At 61.8% G+C, this 24,652-nt stretch carries 24 protein-coding genes; 12 read left to right on the top strand and 12 right to left on the bottom strand.

All coding sequences use genetic code 11. The features are described from left to right. Positions 1–23: 23 nt before the first annotated feature. Positions 24–746, bottom strand: a complete 723-nt coding sequence (gene nanR / locus J5Y06_RS06460; RefSeq protein WP_209334196.1) for a transcriptional regulator NanR — start codon at positions 744–746, stop codon at positions 24–26. 211 nt (positions 747–957) lie between these two features. Here nanR and J5Y06_RS06455 point away from each other — a divergent pair, with 211 nt between their 5' ends. From J5Y06_RS06455 to J5Y06_RS06430, 6 genes are all read left to right on the top strand, one after another. After that, on the top strand, positions 958–1,785 hold the full coding sequence (locus J5Y06_RS06455) for a phosphogluconate dehydrogenase C-terminal domain-containing protein (protein WP_209334195.1): 828 nt from the start codon (positions 958–960) through the stop codon (positions 1,783–1,785). An 84-nt stretch (positions 1,786–1,869) separates the two neighbouring features. Further along, positions 1,870–3,774 (top strand): D-apionate lactonase, encoded by a 1,905-nt coding sequence (gene apnL / locus J5Y06_RS06450; protein ID WP_209334194.1) that lies wholly within the window; start codon positions 1,870–1,872, stop codon positions 3,772–3,774. Continuing rightward, positions 3,771–5,075, top strand: coding sequence for a four-carbon acid sugar kinase family protein (locus tag J5Y06_RS06445; RefSeq protein WP_209334193.1), 1,305 nt, complete (start codon positions 3,771–3,773; stop codon positions 5,073–5,075). The genes apnL and J5Y06_RS06445 overlap by 4 nt, the downstream gene beginning before the upstream one ends. A 112-nt stretch (positions 5,076–5,187) precedes the next feature. After that, a complete protein-coding gene (locus J5Y06_RS06440) occupies positions 5,188–6,222 on the top strand; it encodes an ABC transporter substrate-binding protein (protein WP_209334192.1) in 1,035 nt (344 codons plus the stop codon). 73 nt (positions 6,223–6,295) lie between these two features. Then, positions 6,296–8,752, top strand: coding sequence for an ATP-binding cassette domain-containing protein (locus J5Y06_RS06435; protein ID WP_209334191.1), 2,457 nt, complete (start codon positions 6,296–6,298; stop codon positions 8,750–8,752). After that, positions 8,745–9,704: an ABC transporter permease gene (locus J5Y06_RS06430; RefSeq protein WP_209334190.1), complete on the top strand. Its 960-nt coding sequence runs from the start codon at positions 8,745–8,747 to the stop codon at positions 9,702–9,704. The genes J5Y06_RS06435 and J5Y06_RS06430 overlap by 8 nt, the downstream gene beginning before the upstream one ends. Positions 9,705–10,236: 532 nt before the next feature. On the opposite strand, the gene J5Y06_RS06425 is transcribed toward J5Y06_RS06430, so the two are convergent. The 6 genes from J5Y06_RS06425 to J5Y06_RS06400 all read right to left on the bottom strand — a co-directional run bounded on the left by J5Y06_RS06425 (position 10,237) and on the right by J5Y06_RS06400 (position 15,119). Beyond that, the gene (locus tag J5Y06_RS06425) at positions 10,237–12,459 is read right to left on the bottom strand and encodes a bifunctional diguanylate cyclase/phosphodiesterase (protein ID WP_209334189.1); all 2,223 of its coding nucleotides are present in this window, start codon (positions 12,457–12,459) and stop codon (positions 10,237–10,239) included. Between the two features lie 137 nt (positions 12,460–12,596). Then, positions 12,597–13,070: a BA14K family protein gene (locus tag J5Y06_RS06420; RefSeq protein WP_245247582.1), complete on the bottom strand. Its 474-nt coding sequence runs from the start codon at positions 13,068–13,070 to the stop codon at positions 12,597–12,599. A 124-nt stretch (positions 13,071–13,194) separates the two neighbouring features. After that, positions 13,195–13,629, bottom strand: coding sequence for a hypothetical protein (locus J5Y06_RS06415; protein ID WP_209334188.1), 435 nt, complete (start codon positions 13,627–13,629; stop codon positions 13,195–13,197). 9 nt (positions 13,630–13,638) lie between these two features. Further along, the gene (locus J5Y06_RS06410) at positions 13,639–14,049 is read right to left on the bottom strand and encodes a hypothetical protein (RefSeq protein ID WP_209334187.1); all 411 of its coding nucleotides are present in this window, start codon (positions 14,047–14,049) and stop codon (positions 13,639–13,641) included. A 50-nt stretch (positions 14,050–14,099) separates the two neighbouring features. Further along, positions 14,100–14,717 (bottom strand): hypothetical protein, encoded by a 618-nt coding sequence (locus J5Y06_RS06405; RefSeq protein WP_209334186.1) that lies wholly within the window; start codon positions 14,715–14,717, stop codon positions 14,100–14,102. 96 nt (positions 14,718–14,813) lie between these two features. Further along, positions 14,814–15,119: a DUF1236 domain-containing protein gene (locus J5Y06_RS06400; protein ID WP_209334185.1), complete on the bottom strand. Its 306-nt coding sequence runs from the start codon at positions 15,117–15,119 to the stop codon at positions 14,814–14,816. A 320-nt stretch (positions 15,120–15,439) separates the two neighbouring features. Between J5Y06_RS06400 and J5Y06_RS06395 the strand changes: the two genes are divergently transcribed. Further along, positions 15,440–16,024, top strand: a complete 585-nt coding sequence (locus J5Y06_RS06395) for a hypothetical protein (RefSeq protein ID WP_245247581.1) — start codon at positions 15,440–15,442, stop codon at positions 16,022–16,024. Between the two features lie 2 nt (positions 16,025–16,026). Here the strand turns inward: J5Y06_RS06395 and J5Y06_RS06390 are convergent, their stop codons facing one another. The 5 genes from J5Y06_RS06390 to J5Y06_RS06370 all read right to left on the bottom strand — a co-directional run bounded on the left by J5Y06_RS06390 (position 16,027) and on the right by J5Y06_RS06370 (position 20,502). After that, complete coding sequence (locus tag J5Y06_RS06390; protein ID WP_209334184.1) at positions 16,027–16,686, bottom strand: response regulator; 660 nt, start codon at positions 16,684–16,686, stop codon at positions 16,027–16,029. Continuing rightward, a complete protein-coding gene (locus tag J5Y06_RS06385; RefSeq protein WP_245247580.1) occupies positions 16,683–18,032 on the bottom strand; it encodes a sensor histidine kinase in 1,350 nt (449 codons plus the stop codon). Before J5Y06_RS06385 ends, J5Y06_RS06390 begins: the two co-directional genes overlap by 4 nt. 175 nt (positions 18,033–18,207) lie before the next feature. Beyond that, positions 18,208–18,501 carry a PilZ domain-containing protein gene (locus J5Y06_RS06380; protein WP_209334182.1) on the bottom strand — a complete coding sequence of 98 codons (294 nt, stop codon included), beginning with the start codon at positions 18,499–18,501 and terminating at the stop codon, positions 18,208–18,210. 224 nt (positions 18,502–18,725) lie between these two features. Next, positions 18,726–19,502 (bottom strand): cyclase family protein, encoded by a 777-nt coding sequence (locus tag J5Y06_RS06375; RefSeq protein ID WP_209334181.1) that lies wholly within the window; start codon positions 19,500–19,502, stop codon positions 18,726–18,728. 34 nt (positions 19,503–19,536) lie between these two features. Then, a complete protein-coding gene (locus tag J5Y06_RS06370; protein WP_209334180.1) occupies positions 19,537–20,502 on the bottom strand; it encodes a fumarylacetoacetate hydrolase family protein in 966 nt (321 codons plus the stop codon). 94 nt (positions 20,503–20,596) lie between these two features. Here J5Y06_RS06370 and J5Y06_RS06365 point away from each other — a divergent pair, with 94 nt between their 5' ends. The 5 genes from J5Y06_RS06365 to J5Y06_RS06345 are packed head-to-tail and all read left to right on the top strand — an operon-like array spanning position 20,597 to position 24,543. After that, on the top strand, positions 20,597–21,532 hold the full coding sequence (locus J5Y06_RS06365; RefSeq protein ID WP_209334179.1) for an ABC transporter substrate-binding protein: 936 nt from the start codon (positions 20,597–20,599) through the stop codon (positions 21,530–21,532). Continuing rightward, positions 21,529–22,245, top strand: coding sequence for a GntR family transcriptional regulator (locus tag J5Y06_RS06360; protein ID WP_209334178.1), 717 nt, complete (start codon positions 21,529–21,531; stop codon positions 22,243–22,245). Before J5Y06_RS06365 ends, J5Y06_RS06360 begins: the two co-directional genes overlap by 4 nt. Beyond that, positions 22,242–23,015: an ABC transporter ATP-binding protein gene (locus J5Y06_RS06355; RefSeq protein WP_209334177.1), complete on the top strand. Its 774-nt coding sequence runs from the start codon at positions 22,242–22,244 to the stop codon at positions 23,013–23,015. Before J5Y06_RS06360 ends, J5Y06_RS06355 begins: the two co-directional genes overlap by 4 nt. After that, the gene (locus J5Y06_RS06350) at positions 23,012–23,779 is read left to right on the top strand and encodes an ABC transporter permease (protein WP_209334176.1); all 768 of its coding nucleotides are present in this window, start codon (positions 23,012–23,014) and stop codon (positions 23,777–23,779) included. The genes J5Y06_RS06355 and J5Y06_RS06350 overlap by 4 nt, the downstream gene beginning before the upstream one ends. After that, a complete protein-coding gene (locus J5Y06_RS06345) occupies positions 23,776–24,543 on the top strand; it encodes an ABC transporter permease (protein WP_209334175.1) in 768 nt (255 codons plus the stop codon). The genes J5Y06_RS06350 and J5Y06_RS06345 overlap by 4 nt, the downstream gene beginning before the upstream one ends. The last annotated feature ends 109 nt before the right edge of the window (positions 24,544–24,652 follow it).

Here is a 24,652-nt window from a genome sequence, read left to right as displayed (position 1 = left end):
AGTTCTTATGTCATCACGCCAGTTCAGGCATCCGCAAGTTGCGTGGGCTCAGCAGTCTGCCAGTACAGCTTGTTGCCGCGCGTGATGTGGTCGCGCATCGCCTGGCTGGCGCCCTCGGCATCACCGGCAGCGATCGCCTTGTAGATCTTTTCGTGCTCCTCAATTGTGAGCCTTTCCTTGCCGCGAACCGAAACAAGCTCGCGCTTGAACCGCGACAGCCAGTCCAGCATCCCCTTGGTGACGGCCGCGATCATCGAATTGCCGCTCATATCCGCGATGATCCCGTGGAACGCCATGTCGGCCGCTACAAATCGTGACTGATCCCCGCGGGCATCCTGAAGTTCGCGCACGGATGCAGCCAACGCTTCCAGATCCTTGGCCGTGGCATTGCGCGTGGCGAGGCTCACCATCGATGTTTCCAGCCACAAGCGTGCCTCCTTGAGTTCGTCGAGCCCGCGCGAACTGGTGGCAAGCAGCATGATCATCGCAGCCGAAATCTGATTGACGATCACCTCCGGCGTCGGATTGATGACGCGCGCACGTTCGCCATGGCTGATCTTGATCAGCCCCATCTGCTGCAGCGTGAGCATGGCTTCGCGGATGGAGGGTCGCCCGACGCCGATCATGTTCATCAGTTCACGTTCGCTGGGAAGCTGCGATCCCGGCGGGAACTCCGACGTGGAGATGGCGGTTATGAGCCGGTCAAGGACCTCCTGGTAAAGCTTGCGCTTATGCACTGGCTCCATGATGCTCTCCGTCGCTAAGGTTCCGTTCTAGTCCCGCTTGCTTCCGGGCACAACCGGACCCATACGCCACCTCCTGGCGATTGACATGACTTATGTGACAACCTAGCGTGACGGACAGATGCGATTACTCGCTCTGCTGGCAGGCGGCCGCTCGCGATGATGAACCGAACGGCGCGGCATCGGGCACGACTTACGAGAAGGATGTGAGACCATGACCACGATTGCCCTGATCGGTGCAGGCGGCAAGATGGGCTTTCGACTGGCTGGCAAGCTCAAGGACAGCCGATTTTCCGTGCGCTATGCGGAGGTCAGCGAAGGAGGGCGCGAACGCCTGAAGAGCGGGCTTGGTCTTGATGCGGTCGACACCGCAACGGCGATCGCCCAGGCGGACGTCGTGATCCTGGCCGTTCCGGATACGGCGATTGGAAAGGTCGCCGGTTTCATTGAGAAAGACCTGAAACCCGGCACCATGCTGGTCATCCTTGATGCTGCTGCGCCGTTCGCAGGCCATCTGCCTGATCGTCCGGACCTCACCTACTTCGTGACGCATCCATGCCATCCCCCGATCTTCAACGATGAAACGGAAGAAGCTGCCAAGCGCGACTTCTTTGGGGGGGTCGCCGCCAAGCAGCACATCGTGTCAGCCCTGATGCAGGGACCGGAAGAAGCTTATGCCTTGGGCGAAGAGATCGCGAAGATCATCTGGGCTCCCGTCATGCGCTCGCACAGGATCACGGTCGAGCAACTCGCGTTGCTGGAACCCGGCTTGTCGGAAACGCTTTGCGCCAGTCTGCTCGATGTCATGCGGGAAGCGTTGGATGAAGTCACCAAGCGCGGTGTCCCGCGCGAAGCGGCGCGCGATTTCCTTCTCGGTCACATGAATGTCCTTGGCGCCGTGATCTTCGAGGAAACGCCGGGCGTGTTTTCCGATGCCTGCAACAAGGCCATCGAGTTCGGCAAGCCGATGCTGATGCGCGATGACTGGAAACGCATCTTCGAGCCCGAAGAGCTCGAAGCGTCCATTCGCCGGATCACCTGAGTTGTGCCGCGAAAGGGGGCCCGGGCGGTCCCCTTCCTGTGACGACTTGCTGCGCCCTAGACTTCCCTTCCGTTGATCGGATCGATGAGCCCCGAACGCGCCCTTCTCCTAACCGGCACCGATGAGCCCCAGCCGGAGCGCCGCAGTCTCCAGACCGGCCCTCTTTCTGTGATCTTAGAAGAAGGGAACCTGCGCGCCATCCGCTGGCACGGCGTCGAAGCCGTCCGAGGGATCAGCTACCTCGTGCGCGACGAAAATTGGGGCACCTACGCCTGCAAGCTTGAAAGTCCGACCATCGAGGAGCGAGCGGACGGCTTTTCGGTGGCCTATTCCGGCACTTGCACGAGTAGGGGTGGAGCCACCCTGCACTTCAAAGCGCGGATTGCAGCCGAAGCCGCGGGCAAGCTCGTTTTCGCCGTTACTGCCGTGCCGGACCAAGACTTTTCCACCAACCGCGCCGGCTTCAACATCCTCCACCCCATCGTGGGCGTGGCCGGTGCACCCGCAACGATCGAACATGTCGACGGTCGAACACAAAAGGCTCCTTTTCCGCGAAGCATCGATCCGGCGCAGCCTTTTCTGACCATGCGCGCAATCACCCATGAGGTGATGCCCAGTGTTGAAGCAACCGTGCGAATGGAAGGCGACACGTTCGAAATGGAAGACCAGCGCAACTGGTCTGACGCGTCATTCAAGACCTATGTCCGTCCGCTTGCGCTTCCCTGGCCATACGTGCTGCCGGCCAATGAAGCCGTGGTGCAGACCATCACCGTGTCGTTCGCCGGAATCCCTTCCAACAAGCCGTCCGCGTCCGCTTCTTCCGAAGCGAGCGTCATCAAGGTCGACCCGAGTTCGGGGAAATCCGCACCCTTGTTCGGGCTGAACATCACGCCTGAAGAAGCGGACGCCACCTTAGCCGCTTTGGAGCCGCTTCGAAGCATCGCGCCGCGCCACCTCATCTTTTCCTTCGATCCGCTTCAAGGCCACGACGAGCAAGCACTGGAACGCTTCCGCCGCTTGCAAGAGGCCCATCCTGTTCCGGTGACCCTGGAACTCACGCTGCCGTGCAAAGCCGAGCCTGCCGCCGAACTGGATCTGCTTGCCCGGCAGGTCGCCAAGGCTGGGCTCGTCCTGGATGCCCTTGTGGTTGTGCCGGCACCGGACCTCAAGTCCACCCCACCGGGCAGCGCATGGCCACCGTGCCCGCCCCTTTCGGAGGTCTACAGTGCGGCGCGCAGCGCCTTTCCGGAGCTGCGGCTGGGTGGCGGCATGCTGACCTATTTCACCGAACTCAACCGCAAGCGTGTTCCAGCCGATCAATTGGATTTCGTGACGCATACCACCGCGCCACTCGTGCATGCCGCAGACGACCTCAGCGTCATGCAAACACTGGAAGCATTGCCCTTCATCACCGCGTCTGTGCGCGAGGTCTATGGCGACAAGCCTTACCGGATCGGACCGTCAAGCATCGGCATGCGGCACAATCCCTACGGTTCTGGGCTCGCCCTGAGCGATGGGCGCACCCGGCGCACCATGGTTGCGGGAGATCCGCGCCAGCGCAGCCTTTTTGCAGCCGCCTGGATGGTCGGATATGCCGCCGCGGTTGCGGATGCAGATCTTGAGGCGCTCACGCTCGGCGCACTCACCGGCCCATTTGGCGTGTTGAACAGCGACCACGCGCATCGACCCGCCTTCCATGCCGCTCGCGCTCTTGCGTCGCTGTCGGGCAAGCCGCGGCGACCTGTGGCGTCCTCTGATCCAACGTCGGTGATTGGGCTCGCCGCCGGAAACATGCTGGTTCTGGCGAACTTGACGGACGAGCAGGTGTCCTTGTCCCTGCCGCCCGCAAACAATGTGCAGGTCCTCGACGAAAACAACGCTGAGGTGGCACAACACAGCGACACACTGCCAGCGCGACCGATAAAAGGAAATGAGCTGCGGCTCGGCGCTTACGGCATTGCGTTCTGTCACCTTGCAGGTGACGCATGACACCGCTGCTCGCCTGGTATGGCGACGATCTTACCGGCTCCACCGATGTGATGGAGGCGCTGGAACTGCGCGGCGTTTCGGCTGTACTTTTCACCGGCATTCCAGATGCGGAGCAACGGGCGCGCTTCGCCGAAAGGAAAGCGATCGGGATCGCGGGCACCAGCCGTAGCGAAACGCCAGAATGGATGGACGCGCACCTGCCTGCTGCCTTCGCGGCGCTGCGCGCCACCGGGGCGCAGCTCTGCCACTACAAGGTCTGCTCGACCTTCGATTCCGCACCCCATGTCGGTTCGATCGGGCGCGCGCTCGACATCGGTGCGCGCGTGTTTGGCCAAGCCTCAACACCAGTTGTCGTGGGCGCTCCCGAGTTGCGCCGCTACACGGCGTTCGGTAACCTTTTTGCGGGTTTCCGGGAAACGGTCTTTCGTATCGACCGGCACCCGGTGATGAGCCGGCATCCCGTGACACCGATGGATGAAGCGGACCTACGGCTTCATCTCGGCCGACAAACCGACAAGGAAATCGGCCTCCTGGACCTGATTTCCTTGAAACGGAATCCCGCAGACGAGGACATCGACGCCCGGTTCGCGGCACCTGTGGTGCTTCTCGATGTGCTGGACGAGGAAACGCAACGCATCGTCGGACGCCATCTTTGGCGTCGCCGCGTGGCTTCGCCCTTTGTGGTTGGCTCGTCCGGCGTGGAATACGCCCTTGCAGCAGCCGGTTCGGGCACGCCGCTTACGGGGAAAAGCCGCGCTTTCGAGGCGCCAGGCTCCCCTGGCCCGATCGCTGTTGTCTCAGGGTCGATGTCGCCAACAACTGAACGCCAGATCCGCTACGCGACGGAACGCGGCTTCGAGGCTGTTTCCGTTTCGGCTGCGGGGCTTATCGAGGCAGATCCGGCAGCCGAAATCAGCCGCGCCGTTGCAGAAGCAAGCCGCGCCTTGTCGGCGGGGCGCAGCCCGATCCTGTTTACGGCTCTCGGGGAGCAGACCACGACGCTTGCAACAACGGGAGGTCAGGGGCACCGCATCGGCCGGGCGCTTGGACAGGCACTGGCGCAACTCGTCGCCCGGCACGGGTTGCGGCGTGCGATTGTTGCGGGTGGCGACACATCGAGCCATGCCATCGCCGAGCTCGGCATCTACGCATTGGAATGTTTGATGCCTTTGCCCAACTCGCCCGGTTCGCCCCTGTGTCGCGCCCATCGCACTGCCGCAGAGGCGCCGCCCTTGGAGATGGCCTTCAAGGGTGGGCAGGTCGGCCAGGACGATTACTTCGTGCTGGCACGCGACATCTAGGAGACGCAAGCGCCTGCTTGAGCATCTCGAGGAGATGGTATAATCAGTATGCCAGAGGCCTCCGGGAGGAGCCTTCGGTTTCAGCCGTAGTTGTTTGACAGGGAGGTCAACGATGCTTCGCAGACTGTTGTTGTGTTCCACCGTTCTCGCCGCCGCTTTCGCTGGCTCGGCGGGATCCGCTTTGGCGCTTGATCCGGAAAAGCCGGTGATCGCGCTCTCGAATTCCTTCTACGGCAATACCTGGCGCCGGCAGATGGTGGACGCGTTCACCGAAGAAGCCGAAAAGGCCAAGGCCGAAGGCAAGATCGCCGATTTCGTGGTGCTGAACGGCGATGGCTCGGTAGCCCAGCAGAACAGCCAGATGGCCGAACTGATCTTGCGCGGCGTCGACGCCATCGCAATCAACGCGGCGTCCGAAACGGCCCTGAACAGCCTCGCTGAGAAAGCCTGCGCTGCCGGAATCAAGGTCATCGCCTTCGACAGCCTGTTGACGGCGGATTGCGCGTGGAAGCTTTCCTTTGACTTCACCGGCTACAAGACCGAGCAGGCCGAGAAAACGCTGGATCTGATCGGCAACAAGGGCAACGTCATTGTTGTGCGCGGTGTGAAGGGTTCCGGCCCCGACAACCTGATGTATTCGGCGCAAAAGGAAGTGCTTGATGCGCATCCGGACGTGAAGGTTGTGGCCGAAGTTTACGGTCAGGCGACCGCTTCGGTTGCGCAATCCGCCATCGCCAACGTTTTGCCGAGCCTGCCACAGGTCGATGCCGTGCTTGGACAGGGCGGCAGCGATGATTACGGGATCGCGCAAGCCTTTGAGCAGGCTGGCGGCCCTTATGCCGAGAAGCTGCCCGTGATCGAGGGCGGCGGTTCGTCCGACTTCGTGATCTGGTGGGCCAAGCAGGCCGACAAGGGCTACAAGACGACGTCCATGAACACCACGCCAGGCATCGGCGGTGCTGCCTTCTGGCTTGCGCATGACATCGTCAAGGGCGCCAATCCTCCGAAGGAGATGACGATGCCGGTGGCAACCGTCGACGAAAGCAACCTTGCTGAAATGGCAAAGGACCTGAAACCAGGCATGATCATCAGCCCGAGCTTCGACGAAGCTTGGGTGAAGGAGAACCTGATCAACAAGACGCAGTAAAACAGCAAGCATGCACGGCCGCTGGTCTGGTAAGGCCGGCGGCCGTTCATCTGACTAGGGACAACCGCCGCCGATGCTGAACGCGATGCTCGAGCCCGCGCCCATGGCGGCTGTTGCACACCCTGCCGACAAGCAGGTCCTTTTCCGCCTTGCCGCGATCGGCAAGAGCTATGGCAGCACGCGCGCCAACCAGAACATCAATCTCGAGGTTTGTACGGGCGAAGTGCTCGGGCTCGTTGGTGCCAACGGCGCCGGCAAGTCCACACTGATGCGCATCCTGTGCGGCGTCACGGAGCCGAGCGAAGGCACGATGACGTGGGCCGGCGAGCCACTCGACCTCTCCGCCTTTTCGCCGGCCGAAGCGCGCAATCGCGGCATCCGCATCGCGTGGCAGGAGCTGTCGCTTTCGCCCAACCTCAGCGTGGCTGAAAATTTTTATGTCGAGCAGCCGCAGTTTGCGCGCTTCAGTCCAGGCTGGCTGCGTGATTACCATCGGCTGGCGGATCAAACGCTGACGCGGATCTTTCCTGGCGCTCGCGTTTCGACGAGCCGGCTGGTGGACGACCTGTCGATTGCCGAGCGCCAGATGATTGAGATTGCGCGCGCCGCCAGCGATCCGGATCTCAAGCTCCTGATCCTCGACGAACCGACGTCCTCGCTCGGTGCCGAACGTAGCAAGCAGTTGCGCAGCTTCGTCCGCGATCTTACGGCCCGCGGCATCGGCGTGATCTTCATCAGCCACAAGCTGGCGGAAGTGATCGACATTTCCGACCGCGTTGTCGCCATGCGCAATGGACAACTCGCTTGGGTGAAGGCAGCGGACCAAACAAGCATTTCCGACCTTGTTGACGCCATGGGCGGCGCGGGCACAGCCAAGGAACGCACAACCAAGGAGGTAGCAAATACTGGGCACGTCCGCGTGAGGCTGGAAGGCGACCGCTTTGGAGCCCAGCCCCTTGCGCTGAAAGCCGGCGAAATCATCGGCATTGCAGGTTTGGAAGGCAGCGGTCAGCGCGATCTTCTGGCGGCCCTGTTTGCAGACAAGGCGCCACGAGGCATCACGCGCGACGGACGTACCCGCTATGTGTCGGGCGATCGCGGGCGCGAAGGTGTTTTCCCCTTGTGGAGTGTCTTGGACAACATCTCCATTGGCCGTCTTGCGCGTCGCTCTCCCCTTGCTCTCGTCAAGGACGGACAGGAACGGCCGGTTGCACGCGAGAGGGCCGGCCGTTTGGCCTTGGACGAGAGCCGGCTCGACTCCAACATTCTGGACCTTTCGGGGGGCAATCAACAAAAGGCGCTCGTGGCGCGGGCGCTGGACGACGATGCGGACATCATCCTCCTCGATGATCCGACCCGCGGCGTCGACATTGCCGCGAAGGGCGACTTTTATCGGCTGGTACGCGAGATCGCCGATGCTGGCCGCTTGGTGATCTGGCACTCCACCGAAGATCTCGAATTCCTGCAATGCGATCGCGTCCTCGTGTTCGCAGGGAATGAAGTTGTAGCGGAATTAGCCGGCAGCGAGATATCGGAAGAAGCCGTGGTTGCGGCTTCCTTTTTGCAGCCCAGACAGCCGGTGGAAGCGCCGTCGGAACGTCGCGCCAAGGCGATCGCCGTGGCACTGCGTGCCATTCCTTTCGTCAGCCTGTTTGCCGTTTTCGCCATCATGGCTTCCATGAACCCGCTGGTTGCTTCCAGCTTCGGGCTCGAACTGCTTCTGGCTCCCGCCGTCACCCTTGTTCTGATCGCACTGGCCCAGATGTTCGTGGTGGGAGGCAGCGAGATCGATCTTGGCGTCGGTGGCTTTACGGGCTTCATCAACGTGGTGAGTGCGACCTTGCTCGTGTCCACGCCGCTTCTCGGGATCGGGGCTCTTTTGGGCGGTTTGCTTGGATACGCGCTGATCGGCTTCATCATCCAGGCGCGCGCGATACCTGCCATTGTTGTCACCTTGGGCGCGTCCTTTATCTGGGTGGGCCTCGGCCAAACCATCCAGTCCTCGCCAGGAGGCTCGGCGCCGCCTTGGCTGGCATCGCTTTTCACCTGGACCATCCCGGGCCTGCCGACGCCTCTCGTCCTGATTGTCCTTGCCGGTCTGGTCGCCGTTGCGTTTGATCGCTCGCCAACCGGCACAATCCTGCGCGCTTTTGGATCCGGCACGCGGGCACTGGAGCGGGCCGGCTGGTCGTCCGTCCGTTACGCCATGCTGCGCTATGTGCTGGCTGCGCTGTTTGCCACCACCGCCGGCCTTTATGTCACCGCCACGAACAATGCGAGCGACATCAATGCCGGCGCTTCCTTTACACTGCTGTCGATCGCAGCCGTGGTAATCGGAGGCTGCCAGCTGCTTGGCGGCATCATCGCGCCACTCGGTGTCGTGGCAGGTGCGGTAACGCTGTCGCTGATCGGCGCTCTGCTTGCCTCGCTTGGCGTGAGCACCGACTTCAACGCGGCCGTTCAAGGCGGCTTGTTGATCGTGATCCTCGGACTGCAGGCTCTTGCGCTACGGAGGCGCAAACATGGCTGAAAGCACCCTTGCCTTTCTTCGCCGCCGCCGCTGGATCTGGCCGCTTCTCGGCATCCTGATCCTTTGGGGAGCTCTCACAGTCCTCACCGCCCGCTTCAGCATCTATTCGCTGACCGGCGTTGCGGTTTCAGCATCCTTCCTCCTCCTGCCGGCCTTGGGGCAGATGCTGGTGATCACCACCGGCCGCGGCAACATCGACCTTTCTATCCCCAGCACCGTGACGCTCGCCGCTTATCTCAGCGTCATGACCGCGAACGGCACAGATGCGGGCTTTCTCCTGAGCCTCGCGATCGTGCTTTCCGGCGGAATAGCCATCGGCTTGTTCAACGCCCTTCTGGTGCTGGGGCTACGCATTCCAGCCATGATCGCCACCTTGGCCAGCGGCTATATTCTTGCCACCGGCGTGATGATCGTGAATGCACAGATCAACACGTTCAGTCGACCTCCCCTTCTTGCCTGGGTAGCCACGGGTCGGGTCGGCGAGTTGCCGGTGATGGTGATCGTCGCGATCCTTGTTGCGGTGGTCATCGGCTTCATGCTTGCCCGCAGCGCCTACGGCCGCCAGCTGTTCGCGGTCGGCCAAAGCCTGGAAGCGGCGCGCCTCGCCGGGGTGCGGGTCAAAAGCACGATCGCGTCCACATTCGTGATCAGTGCGGCCCTTTCTTCGCTCACGGGAATGCTTTTGTCAGGCTATGCCGGCGGAGCCTTTCTGGAGATGGGCACGCCCTATCTCCTGCAGTCGGTCGGCGCCGTGGTGTTGGGAGGGACGCTGATCGCGGGTGGCAGCGCCACCGCCTTCGGCACGCTGCTCGGGGGCATGCTTCTCGTGATGATCGTTACCACGATGCAGATCGCGGGCCTGCCGCCCGGCGCGCAGGACATCCTCCAGGGCGTGGTGATCATCGCCGTCTTGTCGGTAGCCGGGACACGGATCGGACGACAAGCGTCCTAGAGGATCACCCGAGCGGAAGTCTCAATGCTCGGTCGGCCATCAGTTTAGAAGTCCACACTTAAAGCGGCCTTCCCGCCCGGTCGCTGTCGAACCGCCGATGCGGACCGAAGCGCATGGCGATTTTGCCGACGCTTAGTGCTTCTGGGAGTAAGAGCCGTCAAACATAGCGATCGACGACATTTCCACCGGATGAAAAGCACTGCCTGGCCTTCCAATTGGCGCTTCAGCGATTGGAAAAGTCCCACCGCGTCCAAGTAGCCGTTGGCGAGCTTGTGAGCCAGCCACAGATGCGCTCGAACCTACAGATGCCGTGATCAATCAGAACCCCGGTGGAAGCGCGCAGAGCACTGAACATCCTGACGCAAAGCATCCGCGACCTGCCTTACGAGGTCAACCTGCCGCGGCTTCAGGTCATCTTGAAGGAAACATTCCGGAGAACTGAAGAGCGACGAGCCAAGTCAACATGGCCTTCTTGCGACAAAGATCGGGTGACCCGACGCTGATGATCGCTCTGGCAGGCCATGAAGAGTGGCTAGCGAACGGGTTGCGCGGTCGATCTCTCGTGCTTGCCGCTCAACAGTTCGGTGATGGCAGCTTCCGAAACCGGCTCCGACATCAGGAAGCCCTGCAGGTCGTCACAACCGGCGAGTTGCAGATGCTTTTCCTGTTCCGCAGTTTCGACGCCTTCTGCAGTGGTTTTCAGCCCGGTGGCCTTTGCGAGGTCGATGATGGCCTGCACGATGGAAGCATCGCTGCCCGATGAGCTTCCGATGCCGCGAACAAAAGACCGATCGACCTTGATGCTGTCCACCGTAAGCTGCTTCAACCGGCTGAGCGATGAGAAACCCGTACCGAAGTCATCCAGCGCGATGCGGATGCCGAAGTCGCGAAGCGCCGCGATATTGGCTTCACAGGTTCCGTTCTTGTCCGCCAGGGTGCTTTCGGTCACCTCAAGCTCGAGCTGGCGGGGGTTGATGCCGGTGGCCATGATGATGTTGGCAACCTTCATGCAGTAGTTCGGGTTTCGAAGCTCAACCACCGAAACATTGACGGCCACCTTGAGCGAACCCCAGCCTCGTGCCGCCCGGCAGGCGATGGTCAGCACCTTTTCACCCAGCCGCTCGATCAATCCGGTATCTTCTGCCACCGGAATGAAGACGCTGGGTGTGATGCGCCCCTTGGTGGGATGATCCCAGCGCGCAAGCGCTTCCACCCCGGTGATCTGCCCGCTTGCGGCAGAAAACAGTGGCTGGAACAGCACCGTGATCTGGTCCTCGCTGTCAAGCGCGCGGCGAAAGTCCTGTTCGATCGAGCGCCGTTCCTGAACGATGGCATCCATGTCCTGCCCGAAAACAGCATATCGCCCGCGCCCGGCGCTCTTCGCATGGTAAAGGGCGATGTCGGCTTTTCTCAGGAGGTCTGTTCTGGTGGAACCATGGGTCGGGGCAAGCGACACACCGATGCTCACGCCGACGCTGATGTGATTTCCGTCGATGTCGAAAGGCTGTTCTACGGCTTCGATGATGCGTTGGCAGACGTCAGCAACGAGTTGATCGTCCACATCGGCGAGCGCAACGGTGAATTCATCCCCGCCGATGCGGCCGATCACGTCTCGGCTTCGGGTCACCCGCACCAGCCGTTCGGCGAACTGGCAGATCAGTTGATCACCCGTGGGATGCCCGAGTGTGTCGTTGACGTTTTTGAAGCGATCGAGATCGAGGTAAAGAACGGCCACCTTGCTGTTGTCGCGGCCTGCGCGCTTTTTCAGAAGGTCGTCGAGACCTGCGTTGAAGGTGAGACGATTGCCGAGGCCTGTGAGAGTATCCCGCAACGCAAGATGCTCCACTTCCGCTTCGCGCCGCTTCAAGCTCACGGAGCGCCTGTAAAGGCGGTTGATCAGGAAGGCGAGCACTGCAGCCGTGACAAGGAAAAGAACCGCCAGGACCGGCGCCATGAACGACATCACGGCAGAGCCCGGTCGATACGGCGTCCAGATCAGATAGCCGAGGGTCTTGCCGGCAACTGATCGGAGCGGAACGGCAACCTCCCCAGCCTTCGTGTCCAGCGCCCAAGCAAAGCGAAGTTCTTCGAACAGGTAGCTTTCCCGCAGATCCGCGAGGAACGTCGTGTCAAGGTAACGAAGCGCGATGTGCAGATGCTCCGTGCCGGGTGCTTGCTCGATTTCGCCTGTATCGGAAACGATCGGCTTCACGCTGATCACCGTGGGCCGGCCCTTCACCACTGCGAGATCTGCCACGCTCGGGCTCAAGCTTCGATCGCTTGGCCCGGTGCCATCCCACGAATCCATGACGCTTCTCATGCGTCCGACAAGCGGCTTCATCTGTGCCGAAAGCGCATCAAAGGTCGGCCCCGCCGGCGCGACCTGATCGTTGATAAAAGCATAGATCGGCCGGTCGGCGGCATCGAGAACAATCGCCCCGTCATGACCGAAGTAGGAGTGCATCCAGGAGCCGAGATTCGCATCGATCCATTTCAGGTCGCCTTCTCGAACGTTCTGGACGGCGTCATCCCAGACGGTTGCGCTTTCCTGGTCATGGGCGATCTGATCTCGAAGCTGCGAGATCACCAGGCGCATCAGGCTTTCTTGCCGGGACGCAGCGATGTCGTCAGCGCGCAAGCTCGACCAATAAAGAACGCCGCTTACGAGAAGCGCGGCGAGCAGTGCCGACACGACGATCGGCAAAGCCGTGGTAAAGACAAAGCGCCTGATGGAGAATGGGTCAGCCGATGGCATGCCTGGAATCCACGTGGGTATTGAACCCAAGCTAACATGGATCGGTTAATTCCTGCTGCGGCCGATGGAGGTTTTGCCGAGGTTTGTGAGACCTTTGGCTGACTGGGTCGCTAAAGTGAGCCTAAACAAGTCGTGGGTTATCGCGGAGCCGTTCCATTCTCGGTCCCATAAGGCGAGCGGCAAGGCCGCGTTTTCCCACTGTAGCTTGTGTAACTGTCGGTTGCCGCGTCATAGGAGCGGTAGCGATCGGCACACCAGTCCAGATGCGCTTGGGTGACTGGCAGAACTGCCGGAGCGTCCGACGGAGCGCTGTCTTCGAATGAGGCCGTGACCAAGTTGTCGAGCGCCACTTGTTCATCAATCGCTTCTACCAAGCGGGCCTCGACTTTGATCCTGCTCTTGGACGTGGGGGGCTCCGGTTCCTCCCTCCCAGAAGTCTCGGCGGCAACAATGCGCACCGGTTCCGTGGTCCAGGCACTCTCCCAGTCCATGTTCAGCGTCGTGACGGGTCCCGTTTTCACCGTGAGAAGGGAAACCGCGTAGACAACCCCGCCTGCAAAAGCACCGCTGGTGACGAGAAATCCGCTCAGGATCAGCAGAACTGCTTTCAATGTCTTGCCCGCCTCTTGGTTGGGGGCCCGGCCACCGATGGGATCAGGGATGCGGCCGGGCCCGGGCTGGACGGATGATCGCCCGCCAGCGTTGAAGGGCTACCGATTGGCAGAAGGCTCAGCCTTATTGAGGCTGCACCTCGGTCGTGGTGGTGCTTTTCACGGGCTTTTCACCCGGCACATGCGACATGGATCGGGTTGTGCTGGTCAGTGCATCGTCGCGAACGCGTGTTTTTGTTTGCGACCGTGAGAAAGTCCCCTTGTCCTGCGCCATGGCCTTGGACTGCGACTTCAACTGATTGGGGTTCTCGACGGTTTTCGTGTCGCTTCGCGCTTTGCCATCCGCCGTTGCCGCACTGCCGCCAGAAGCGATGGATGAGCTTTGGCTCCCATCCACACCTTCCGAAATGCCACCAGTGCCAACGGTCGAAGCGGATGTCCCTCCAGCCGCAGCCGAACCGCCGCTGCCAACCGTCGCCGAACTCGGCAGGTCCTCGGCCAAGGCGGTGCTCGTGAGGGTTGCCCCCAAAAGCAGGATACCGAACAATTTCGTGTACATGTTGTGCTCCTAGTCCGAAATGATCACGCAGTCGCCGCTTCCCGAAACCGCTGCCGTTCCTGCGTTTCCGCTGGAGGAGCTCACGGCGCTGCTGGCGCTGCTTCCGCTCGAAGACGTCACGGTGACGCTCCGACGCGACTGCTGGTTTTGCGTACCCGCACCGCCCACCTGTTGCTCATGATCCTGCGTCGCACCGAGGCTTGTTCCCGCGGAAACTCTGCCATTCCCCGCTTCAACATGGGTTGACACCGATCCGGCTGATGATCGGGCGGACAGGCGGCTTCCGGAGCCCTGTGGCTGCGACTGTTCCTGTTCGACGCAGGTGCCGGATTTCACCGTTTCTGCGACGGCAGGCTCCGCTGCAAAGGCCGTGAAAACAAGCATCGCGCCGAGAAGGCGTGAGTGGCGCCGAATACGCATGAGGCTTCTCCGAAAAGTGGCACCGGCCAGGAAGGCCGGTGCCGGTTGTTTTAGTCGCACTTGCCGCCGTTCTTTTTCGCCTGTCCGGGAGGGCACTTCTTGTTGGAAGCGTCGTCCTGGGCAGCGGCCGAAGAGCCGGCGGTGCCGACCGATGACGAGGACGTGCCGCCGCCAGCCGACGTACCGCCGGTGCCAACCGACGACGAGGACGTGCCGCCGCCAGCCGACGTACCGCCGGTGCCCAGCGTGGAAGCCGAACCCGAGCCGCTGTCGCCGGAACCGGCAGCCGAACCACCCGTGCCAACCGAGGACGAGGACGTGCCGCCGCCAGCCGACGTACCGCCGGTGCCCAGCGTCGAAGCCGAACCCGAACCACTGTCGCCGGAACCGGCAGCCGAACCACCGGTGCCAACCGACGACGAGGACGTGCCGCCGCCAGCCGACGTACCGCCGGTGCCCAGCGTCGAAGCCGAGCCGGAGCCGCAGTTTCCGGAAGAAGCGTCACAGCTGCCGGCTGACGAGCCACCGGTGCCGACGGTCGAGGACGAGGTCCCTCCACCAGCCGAGGTGCCGCCGGTTCCGACGGTGCTGCTGGACTGTGCGTAGGCTGAAAGCGTGGTGCCTGCGAGCAGCATCAACGCGAGCGAGCTTTGCTTGATGAGTTTCATGTTGAACTCTCCTTGGGTGTTTTCTCTCTTGGAGCCTTTGGCTCCGGGAAACGCGCGCTCCTTCTGTGGGACCGCTGCGTCGATGTGGAAAAAAGCTTAGTCGAGCACCCGTACGATCTGGCGCGTGCCGGGATCGACCAGTACGGTCCGATCATCGACAACCACGTAGCGGTAGCTGATGTCGGGCGAGTTGATTTCATGAAGTTCGACGGTCTCAGGGACGGTCGAACCGACGTTCAGCTCCACGCCAGGCAGCTTGATCGAAGCGAGCGGTTCCTTGCGGACGTATTCGCGGATCACCGTTTCCTGTTCCGGAGCAATCACGACGGTTTGTGCCGTTGCGGCTGCCGTTCCTCCGATCAGAAGAAGGACTGCAAGCGCGCTGGACAGCTGGTTCTTCATTATGGTCTCCTTGGGTTGGTCGTCGTACTCCCCGCTGCCTTTTGGCTGTGTGGAAGCTTGGCAACCAACGGCGCCTCGTGAGCTTCGTTCCTGTCCGGGGCTTCGGTCGCAACGACGCTAAGTCGTTGGTCTGCTTGATGTTCGGACTTTGGTCTGACGCGCTGCGGCAATGGTGAGTCGTCCATCCCGTGTCAGGAACCGCTCCAACATGCGTTGCGTTGGATTTCAGCTGTTCAGGGGCAATGCCTTGTCATAGGGGAGACAGAAAAGCTTCGCCGCCACGATGGCTCGGACACAGAAACGCATCCTCGGGTGTAAGCATGGCCCACCACCGCAAACGACTTGTCATTCTTGCTTTTCTCGCCGCCTGGGCGCTGCAAACCTCGCTTGAGGCGGGCAGTCTTGCATTGGTGAAAGACGGGTTTGCGCAAGGCAACGGCGGCGGGAATGGAAACGGGGGCGGCAACGGTGGTGGCGGCGGCGGCAACGGTGGCGGCGGCGGCAATGGTGGCGGCAACGGCAGCGGGGGCGGCAACGGCAGCGGGGGCGGAAACGGCAACGGAAACGATGCTGGGAACGGCGGCGGAAACAGCGGCGCCGGTGGTGGCAATGGCAACGCCGGCGGGGCTGGCAACAGTGGCGGGCGCTCTGCGGCACCGGCAGTAGGCGGCTCTCCCTTCGGACGCTCGAGCAGCGAGGCCGTCGGACAAACCGGACCTTCAAGGACGCGTGGGGTCGTTGATGTTCAGGTGAACGACCGATCGGTTCAGGTCACGCATCGCCATGGCCTGGTTGAACGACTTGCCAATGGTCGCTTCACGATGCGCGACAGGCAAGGCCGTACGATTGTCGATCGTGCTGCCACGCCTTCCGACAATGCGCGGATGCGATCCTACGCCCGCTGAACCTACGTGCGTGGTGATCCGCTGTTCTGGCGATCAAGCGCATCGCGAAACGCCAGGGCCGCTTCAGTGCGATTGCCAACCCCGAGCTTTGCCAGGATCCGGGTCATGTGATGCTTGACGGTTTTCTCGTGAAGGTCGAGTTCGATTGCCACGTGCTTGTTGCTGAGACCACGTGCCACCAGATCGAGGATCTGGCGCTCGCGAGCAGTGAGCGAGGCAAGCAGATCGGGCTCTGGAGGTGACGCAGGTGTCGTCAGGCGCGACAACAATGCGGCTGAAAGCTTGGGTGCCACATAGGTTTCCCCGCCAGCGACAGTACGCAGGATCTCGGCCAAGGCTCGTGAGCCTACGCCCTTCAGGGCAAAGCCTTTCGCGCCCGATTTCAGGGCTTCAGCAACGTCCTCGCTGGCTTCGGAAACCGTGAGCACGACGATCTTCTGATCAGGATCGTTCATCAGGATGGGCGTGATGGCCTTCAACCCGCTACCGGGCATGGAAAGGTCAAGGAGCACGATGTCGGGCGAATGCTCAGCCGCAATGCGAAGAGCATCCTCGGCCGAAGCGCCTTCCGCAACAACTTCGAAGCCCTCCAGCTCGGCGAGGCTACGACTGACCCCTTCGCGAAAGAGCGGGTGGTCATCGATGATGGCCACGCGGATCACTGCACAGCTCCTTCTGCAAGGAGGGCACGCTCGAAACTCATCCGAACGGTCGTCCCCTGGGGAGACGTATCGATCTCGAACTGGCCGCCCAAACTTTCCACCCGCTCCCGAAGTCCCAACAACCCTATTCCATTTGGTGGCACGCGTTCTGTGTCGAACCCCGCCCCTGCATCGGCGACTGCCACGCTGAACACGTCTCCGCTCCAGGTCTGGGTAACCCGCTGTTCGCGGCCATCTGCATGCCTGAACCCGTTGTTAAGCGCTTCCTGAACGAAGCGGTAGACGCAAATCTTCTCGGACGGGGATAGTTCGGGGACTGGTTGCGAAACCGTAAGTTTTACGGCCTTGCCGCTGCGATGCTCGTAAGCCTCCACCACGCTGCGCAAGATTTCCGGCACATCCGCGCTTTCCACATGCGGCAAGACAAGGCCACGGCAGATGGTGCGCAATTCCGTCATCGCCTCATCAAGGCTTGCGCGAATGCGTGTCACCTCACGATCACGCGCATCGGGCGCGCTTTCGCCAACCAGCATGTCGCTGTCCAGCCGCAAGGATGCGAAGGCCAGAAGCTGTGCCGGACCATCATGCAAATCCGCACCGATGCGGCGCAGATAGCGTTCGTTGTAGGCAACCGCGCGTTGCGAAGCCTTCTGCACGCGATCGCGCAGCTCGCGGTTGTGGCGGAGCGCTTCCGAAAGTTCCCCAACGTGGTCCTGCAGAGCAGTGCGTTGCTGGTCGATCAGCCTGCTTCCTCGAATCACAATGGCCGACAAGGCGAGAAAGAAGCCTGCCACAACGCCGGCCACGACCAGCCAGGAGCGAACAAGCGCTGCGCGAAGATCGCGCTGAAGTTCGGTCGCCACCTCATAGAACTCGAGCACGGCAACCACTTCACCCGACCAGGGCTGCAGGATCGGGTTGTAGATCTCGAGGAGCGGCAGATTGGTGTCGCGCTCGGCTGCACTCTCCACATCATCCACGCGCTCCAGTTCGGTTACCAACTCGCCGGCAAACGCCTGTTTCAGGCTCGCGCTGACAGGAAATTGGCGGCCTACGAGGGTGCTGTCGTTTGCGTAAAGGATCGTTCCGTCACCGCGCCAAAGCCGAAAGGAAAGCAGACGGTCACCCAGCGCACCTTGTTCCAGCGTTTCGTCGAGCGCCCGGGTGATCCCGACGTCCAGCATCTCGTTGCGCTGCATATCCGGCAGCAGGGGCGCGATGACGCTGTCCACGTAAAGCGCAGTAGCCGCTCCGGCGTGACGGCTGACATTGTCCTCGATGACCTTGGTCACCACGGTGCCGACACAAAGCATGGCTGCGAGCGAAACGAGTCCGCCGGCGAGCAAGAATTGTGCGCTCAGCGACCGTGGGTAGAAGCTTGCAAAAGGCCGTTTCAGGAAGGTGCTCGCAGCTAGGGCTTGTTTAGGCAGTATCATAGGGAGGTTCGGGATCGAGGCCAGCACCGGATGCTGTCATGGGGCAGTCTGCAACCGGAGAAGAAGATCAGCCGGAAGGCCCGCCTCAGCCATAATGCCAATGCGGTTTCGGAGCAGTTCCGGTGAAGTGAACGCCCACGCGAGTGCCGTGGCGCCAGCGCAGTTCGCAAAGATATCCGATCCCGTCGACGGGGACATAAAGCAGGAAGCTTTTCGGGACGGTTGCTTCAAGCGGGACGCGAAGCTCCGCTCCTTGTTCATGCATGTTCCGAATGGTGCAAGTGATCTCCGACTTGGATACGCCGTTCAGGATGGTAGCACCCTTGAGAACGCGCTGGCGATGCAGCTTTCGTGTGTCGTCGTTGGTCGGATCGGGCATAAACAGAGGTGCTCAGTCTCGAAACAAAAGAACCCGTCTTGGCCGGGCCAAAACGGGTTCTGATCGCTGGATCGCCGGAAGGGACGGGTGCGGCGACCCTCCATTGATTATAGAGGCAAAGAGCTCCGATGTTATGAGGACCTAGGTCCTGTGCAGGCTCAGACCTTGGTCCCAAGCACGGTGCGGTACCCTACATTGGCGCACCAAGAAGGCGGGAAAGTGCCTCAGTCTTCGAGAATCGCGACGGCGCGACACCAGCCCGCCGAGGCTTTTTCGATCTTCACCGGAAAGCAGCTGATGGTGAAGCCGGTGGCAGGCAGTTCCTCCAGCCGGTGCAACTTCTCGATGTGGCTATATCCGATGTGACGTCCAGCCTTGTGACCTTCCCAGATCAGCGAGGCATCATTCGTTTCGGTGTACTTCTTGGCCGTATGCACGAAAGGCGCATCCCAGCTCCAGCCGTCCGTACCGGTGACGCGCACGCCGCGATCGAGCAGGTACATGGTGGCCTCATATCCCATGCCGCACCCGCTTGCGACATAGTCCGGCTGGCCGAACTTGGCGCCGGCGGAGGTGTTCACCACAACGATCTCCAGCGGCTTCAGTTTATGGCCGATCCGCTTGAGTTCGGTTTCCACGTCTTCAGCGGTGGCAACATAGCCATCCGGGAAATGACGGAAGTCAAGCTTAACGCCAGGCTGAAAGCACCAGTCGAGCGGCACATCGTCGATGCGCCAGGCAGGCTCGCCGTGGTTCATGGTGGGGTGGTAGTGCCAGGGAGCATCCAGATGGGTGCCGTTGTGGGTGGAAAGGGTCACCTTTTCCACGGCCCATCCCGCGCCGTCTGGCAGGTCCTCTGCCTTCAAGCCTGGAAAGAACGGCAGCAGCTGCGGCAAGCTCTGCTGGTGATCGACGTACTCGATATGCGGAACCTGGATCGGCGGATCGGCGGGAATGTCGTTGGCGATCGGGATCGACAGGTCGATGATGCGGCGGGCCATGGTTTCTCCTCCCCGGCTGAATGATCTCGGCGCGTCAGGCTTTCTGGCGCACCACGGTGTTGCGAAGGACGCCGATCTTTTCGACGTCGAGTTCCACCACGTCGCCGTCTTCGAGGAACCGTCCGGTTTCCAGTCCGCAACCATTGGGCATCGTGCCCGAGCCGATGAACTCGCCGGCAAAAACCGTTTCGTCCTGCGACATGTGGGCAAGGATCTTCTCGAACGAGAAAAGCATGCCGGCCGTGGTGGTTTCGCAGCGCGTTTCGCCGTTCACCCGCACAGCTGCCTTCAGCGTGTAGGGATCCTCGATTTCGTCCTTGGTGACGATCCATGGACCAAGCACGTTGCCGCCATCGAAGCTTTTGCCCTTTGCCGGTCCAAGCCAGCCCGGCATTTCGAGCCCCTGCTGGTCGCGGGCGGAAAAGTCGTTGAAGATTGTGTAGCCGAAGATGTGGTCGCGGGCGTTTTCTTCGGTGATGTTGGCGCCCGTCTTGCCCACCACGATGCCATATTCGAGTTCGTAATCCATGACCATGGAATAGCGCGGCCAGTGGACGGTGGCGTCTGGCCCGGCCACTGTCATGCGGTTGGTGATGTAGTAGATCGGGATCTGACTATAAACCTCGCCCAGCGGCGGGAGGTCTTGCTCATCCACCTTACTCATGTCGCCGCCACTCATCAGGTGGCGCATGCCGCGGCCGGACTTGCGGATATGTGTTTCGTAGCTCATGCCGTCGCGCATCTGGCGCGGCTCAGGCAGCGGCGAAAGCAACACGACGTCGCCGAGTGCGTGAACGAGCGACGAGTCGGATCCATGGGCGTCAAGGAGGCGGCGTGCATCTTCAAGCGCAGCATCGCCCGCATCAATCAGCGCCAGCATGGACGCAAAGCGCGGATCACCCGACGCTGCGCCGGTAAGGTCCAGCACCCGCGTGTCCCCGTCGATCACGGCGCCGACATGGTTCTCGCCCTTAGTTGTCACGAATGTTGCGAGCTTCATCGAACTCCCTCCCGCTTGCGATCATATACATTCCGTGATTTTATCGATATTTGAAACCTCGTCCTTTGGGAAGAGGCAACTGGGAGGAGTTTCGATGACGACGATCTGGAAAACCGCGCTGGGCGCGGCACTGATGCTTACCGCTTTGTCGAGCGCGGGCTGGGCGCAAACGGCTGTGAATGTCGGCTGCACGGCAACAACCGACTGCGCTTCGGCGGCGGTTGCGCTGGAAGAAGGCATCTTCAAGAAGAACGGGCTCGACGTCACAATGACGCTGATCGGGCTGAACTCAAATATTCCGGCGGCGCTCCTGTCGGACTCGATCCAGATCGGCGGCCCGACGCCTTCCGTGTTTCTTCAGGCAGTGGATGGCGGGCTGGATCTGGTTGCGGTTGCCGGCGCGAGTTCCACGGCAAAGGCCACCTTCGACACGGCCGGCGTGGTCGCCGCTCCTTCGGCCAACATCAAATCGCCGGAAGACTTCGTGGGCAAGAAGGTCGGTGCGCCGGGCATTGGTGCCTTTCTGCAGGTATTGTTTTCGAAGTGGCTGATCGACAGCGGCGTTGATCCCAAGCAGGTCAACTTCGTCGAGGTGACCTTTCCCACCATGAACGACACCTTAAAGTCCGGCGCGGTTGATGCGGTGGTGACGGCCGAGCCGATGATGTCGCGGATCATTGCCAGCGGCACCGGCGAAGTGGCCGGCTACTTCCTTGAGAAGCTGCCCGAGCGACGCCCGGCGATCTTCTATGCATCCACGCGCGAATGGGCAGATGCCAATCCGGAGGCGGTGCAGGCCTTCCGCACCTCGATCGAGGAAGCGGCCAAGATCGTCAACGACAATCCGGAAAAGGGTCGCCAGGCGATTGCCAACTTCACCAAGATCCCGCTGGACGTGTTGTCCAAGATGAAGCTGTCAGTGTCGGATCCGAAGATCGAGCAGGAACAGCTCGACTGGTGGGTGGCCACCATGAACGAGCAATCGATGCTTCAGGGCGAGCCGGACACCGCGACGCTGATCCAGAAATGAGTGGACGCAGTGCTTCGGTCGAGCTCTTTGGGGAAGCCGCGCACCTTGCGGCTTCCGACACGCTGAGCGAGCGAGCTGCAGCATTGGTGGAACACGACATCCTGGCCGGCATTTGGCAGCCAGGCGATCGGCTCGGCATCCAGGCGCTTTCAGAGCGGTACAAGATCGGCGCCACCCCGCTGCGCGAAGGGCTGTCACGCCTGGTTTCGCGCGGCCTGATCTCGGCCACGGGTCAAAAGGGCTTCCGCGTCGCAACGCTTTCGCAGGCCGATCTGGTGGATATCACCGAGGTCCGCATCGTGGTGGAAAGCGAAGCGCTACGCCGCTCGATGCGTCACGGCGATGACGAATGGGAAACGCGAGTCTTATCCGCCCTGCATCGGCTGACCCGCTCGGTTGAACGCGAACCGGAAACCATGCGCGAAGGCCTCCCGGGCTTTGATCACCTGCACAAAGCCTTCCACCGCTCCCTGCTGGAAGCCTGCGGATCGGAGCGGCTGCTACGCTTGCATGACGATCTTTATTTCCAGGCCTACCGGTACCGCCGCACCATGATGAGCCGGTTCAGCGAACACGGAACCTTTGTCACGAGCCACAAGCTGCTTGCGGATCTTGTTTTGTCTCGTGACGCGCAAAAGGCGGAAGCGGAGCTCGCCAGCCATCTGCGGCAAACCCTACGCATCGTTTACAGCCTGGATGGAACAACAGAATGAACACCAGCAACGATGCTGCGATCGTGTTCGACCGCGTCAGCCTTGCTTATGGCGGTCGCCCGATCATCTCGGATCTTTCGCTGGACGTCGGTCGGGGCGAAATTGTCTGCATTATCGGTCCATCCGGCTGCGGCAAGACCACCGCTTTGCGGATGGCCGGCGGTTTGGTTCGCCCCCTGGACGGCACTGTTCGGGTGCTGGGCGAGCCGCTCACCGAGCCGCGCCGCGACGTGGCCATCGTCTTTCAGGACTACGGCAAGGCCTTGCTGCCGTGGCGCACGGCTGCCGCCAACGTGTCACTTGCCCTTGAAGCTGCCGGCACGCCGCGCAGCGAGCGGCCCGAGCGCATCCGGACACTTCTTGCGAAGGTCGGGCTTGCCAGCCATGAGGACAAGTACCCGACGGAAATGTCGGGCGGCATGCAGCAGCGCATCCAGATCGCGCGCTGCCTGGCACAGGATCCGGCCGTGCTCCTGATGGACGAGCCCTTTGGCGCACTGGACGCCATGACGCGCCAGGGGCTGCAGGACGAGATGCTGTCCATCGTGGCCGAAACCGGGGCGACCGTTTTCTTCGTCACACATGACCTTGAAGAAGCGGTGTATCTCGGAGATCGCGTGATCGGCCTCCTGCCCAACCCGGGCCGCATCGGCATTGACCTGAAGGTCGACCTGCCGCGCCCGCGCGACCAGCTCGAAACACGCGAAATGCCCGAGTTCCTGCGACTGCGCCGGACGCTCTTCGACTTCATCGAAAAGGCCGAGGCATGAAACGCAGCTGGTGGAAGGGGCTTGTCGTACCGGCGGCGCTGATCGTGGCCGCCGAGATCGCCATGCGCCTGTCGAACACCACCTCCATGTCGCTTGCTGCGCCAAGCGACATCCTCGCGGCGCTCCTGCGGGCGCTGTTTGACGGCTCTATGCTGGTTGCAACCCGCGACACCCTGGCAAGCGCCGGAGCAGGCCTCCTCCTCGGCGGCCTGCTCGGTCTTCTTCTGGGGATGATCTTCGGCCTAATCCCTATCGTCAACCGGCTGATGGAAGTCACCGTTGAAGCGATCCGCCCCATCCCTTCGGTTGCGGTGCTGCCGATTGCCATGCTGGTGTTTGGCTTCGGCTACAGCATGGAAATTGCGATCGTCGCCTTCTCCTGCTTGTGGCCGGTGATGATCCTGACCCGCGCCGCCATGGCAGGGATCGAGCCCCGCTTGATCGAAGTCGCGCGTGCGCTACGCCTGTCCACGACCCAGCGTATCGCCAAGATCGTGCTGCCGGCCGCCCTGCCGCGCATCATGGTAGCGGTCAGGCTCGCCGCCGCCATTGCCTTGGTGGTGGCGGTCACGGTCGAAATTGCAGCCAATCCGCTCGGACTTGGCTACGGCATTCTCGTGGCTCAGCAAGGGCTGCAGCCTGATCTGATGCTGGCTTATCTCGTGTGGATCGGGGTAGTCGGCTGGAGCCTGAACGCCACGCTCGCCTTTGCGGAAAAGCGCTTGTTCGGTAGGGCGGCACAAGTGGAGGCCGCCGGCGCATGAAATGGTCTCGCCTTCTGTCGCTGCTTGCAAGCTTCTTGGTTACAGCCTTGTTCGTGTTGGCCTGGAAGCTGGTGGCCGACTACAAGCTCGTGAGCCCCGTTTTCCTGCCGGGACCAGACCGCGCCTGGACGTCGCTGGTGCGCGGCTTCACCACGGGCGACCTCGGCGTCAAGTTCCTAGCAACGGTTGAACGCATGTTCTGGGGCTGGCTGATTGCGTCGCTGATCGGCGTTGCGCTTGGCGCGGCCATCGGCACGTCGCCGAAGCTCCGCGCTTACCTCGCGCCGATGCTGGAGTTTCTGCGTCCCCTTCCCGCTTCGGCCACCATTCCCGTGGCAATCGCCGTGCTCGGCCTTTCTGACGGGATGGTCCTTGCCGTGATTGCCTTCGGCGCGCTGTGGCCGGTGCTGCTCGCCACCATCCATGGCTTTGCAGCCGTGGAGCCGCGGCTTTATGAAGTCGGCCGCGCATTGAGGCTGTCGCGCGCAACCGTGATCGCCAAGATTGCGCTACCTTCCGCCAGTCCTGATATCCTTGCTGGCATGCGCCTCGGCCTGACCGTGGCGCTGATCCTTTCCGTGGTGTGCGAGATGATTGCCGGCCGCGACGGGCTCGGCAACTGGATCCTCCTTGCTGCCCGGTCTTTCCGCGCACCGGACCTTTACGCCGGCGTGATCCTGCTTGGCCTTCTTGGCTATTTCACCGCCATCGCCATCGGTTTGCTTGAAGCGCGACTTCTGGTTTGGCGCAGCCGGGCACGGTAACCGAGGATCAACACTGCAAAGCCGGACGTCGAAATTGCGTCCGATTTCGCGCGTAGAGGCGGCCGCACGCCGCTGGCTGACACATCGCGCGACCATCCGATCTTCATCG

It is taken from the genome of Tianweitania sediminis (genome assembly GCF_017813335.1).
Classification (GTDB): domain Bacteria; phylum Pseudomonadota; class Alphaproteobacteria; order Rhizobiales; family Rhizobiaceae; genus Tianweitania; species Tianweitania sediminis.
Note: the sequence above shows the minus strand (reverse complement) of the source record. Positions and strands in the feature narration are given on the sequence as shown.

What these genes read in the sequence shown, in the direction of transcription:
- apnL (WP_209334194.1), top strand. Translation starts at nt 1,870, where the DNA reads ATGAGCCCCGAACGCGCCCTTCTCCTAACCGGCACCGATGAGCCCCAG.
- J5Y06_RS06430 (WP_209334190.1), top strand. Translation starts at nt 8,745, where the DNA reads ATGGCTGAAAGCACCCTTGCCTTTCTTCGCCGCCGCCGCTGGATCTGG.
- J5Y06_RS06395 (WP_245247581.1), top strand. Translation starts at nt 15,440, where the DNA reads ATGGCCCACCACCGCAAACGACTTGTCATTCTTGCTTTTCTCGCCGCC.
- J5Y06_RS06355 (WP_209334177.1), top strand. Translation starts at nt 22,242, where the DNA reads ATGAACACCAGCAACGATGCTGCGATCGTGTTCGACCGCGTCAGCCTT.
- J5Y06_RS06415 (WP_209334188.1), bottom strand. Translation starts at nt 13,629, where the DNA reads ATGTACACGAAATTGTTCGGTATCCTGCTTTTGGGGGCAACCCTCACG.
- J5Y06_RS06405 (WP_209334186.1), bottom strand. Translation starts at nt 14,717, where the DNA reads ATGAAACTCATCAAGCAAAGCTCGCTCGCGTTGATGCTGCTCGCAGGC.
- J5Y06_RS06425 (WP_209334189.1), bottom strand. Translation starts at nt 12,459, where the DNA reads ATGCCATCGGCTGACCCATTCTCCATCAGGCGCTTTGTCTTTACCACG.
- J5Y06_RS06435 (WP_209334191.1), top strand. Translation starts at nt 6,296, where the DNA reads ATGCTGAACGCGATGCTCGAGCCCGCGCCCATGGCGGCTGTTGCACAC.
- J5Y06_RS06360 (WP_209334178.1), top strand. Translation starts at nt 21,529, where the DNA reads ATGAGTGGACGCAGTGCTTCGGTCGAGCTCTTTGGGGAAGCCGCGCAC.
- J5Y06_RS06370 (WP_209334180.1), bottom strand. Translation starts at nt 20,502, where the DNA reads ATGAAGCTCGCAACATTCGTGACAACTAAGGGCGAGAACCATGTCGGC.
- nanR (WP_209334196.1), bottom strand. Translation starts at nt 746, where the DNA reads ATGGAGCCAGTGCATAAGCGCAAGCTTTACCAGGAGGTCCTTGACCGG.
- J5Y06_RS06400 (WP_209334185.1), bottom strand. Translation starts at nt 15,119, where the DNA reads ATGAAGAACCAGCTGTCCAGCGCGCTTGCAGTCCTTCTTCTGATCGGA.
- J5Y06_RS06380 (WP_209334182.1), bottom strand. Translation starts at nt 18,501, where the DNA reads ATGCCCGATCCGACCAACGACGACACACGAAAGCTGCATCGCCAGCGC.
- J5Y06_RS06375 (WP_209334181.1), bottom strand. Translation starts at nt 19,502, where the DNA reads ATGGCCCGCCGCATCATCGACCTGTCGATCCCGATCGCCAACGACATT.
- J5Y06_RS06345 (WP_209334175.1), top strand. Translation starts at nt 23,776, where the DNA reads ATGAAATGGTCTCGCCTTCTGTCGCTGCTTGCAAGCTTCTTGGTTACA.
- J5Y06_RS06445 (WP_209334193.1), top strand. Translation starts at nt 3,771, where the DNA reads ATGACACCGCTGCTCGCCTGGTATGGCGACGATCTTACCGGCTCCACC.
- J5Y06_RS06350 (WP_209334176.1), top strand. Translation starts at nt 23,012, where the DNA reads ATGAAACGCAGCTGGTGGAAGGGGCTTGTCGTACCGGCGGCGCTGATC.
- J5Y06_RS06455 (WP_209334195.1), top strand. Translation starts at nt 958, where the DNA reads ATGACCACGATTGCCCTGATCGGTGCAGGCGGCAAGATGGGCTTTCGA.
- J5Y06_RS06365 (WP_209334179.1), top strand. Translation starts at nt 20,597, where the DNA reads ATGACGACGATCTGGAAAACCGCGCTGGGCGCGGCACTGATGCTTACC.
- J5Y06_RS06410 (WP_209334187.1), bottom strand. Translation starts at nt 14,049, where the DNA reads ATGCGTATTCGGCGCCACTCACGCCTTCTCGGCGCGATGCTTGTTTTC.
- J5Y06_RS06440 (WP_209334192.1), top strand. Translation starts at nt 5,188, where the DNA reads ATGCTTCGCAGACTGTTGTTGTGTTCCACCGTTCTCGCCGCCGCTTTC.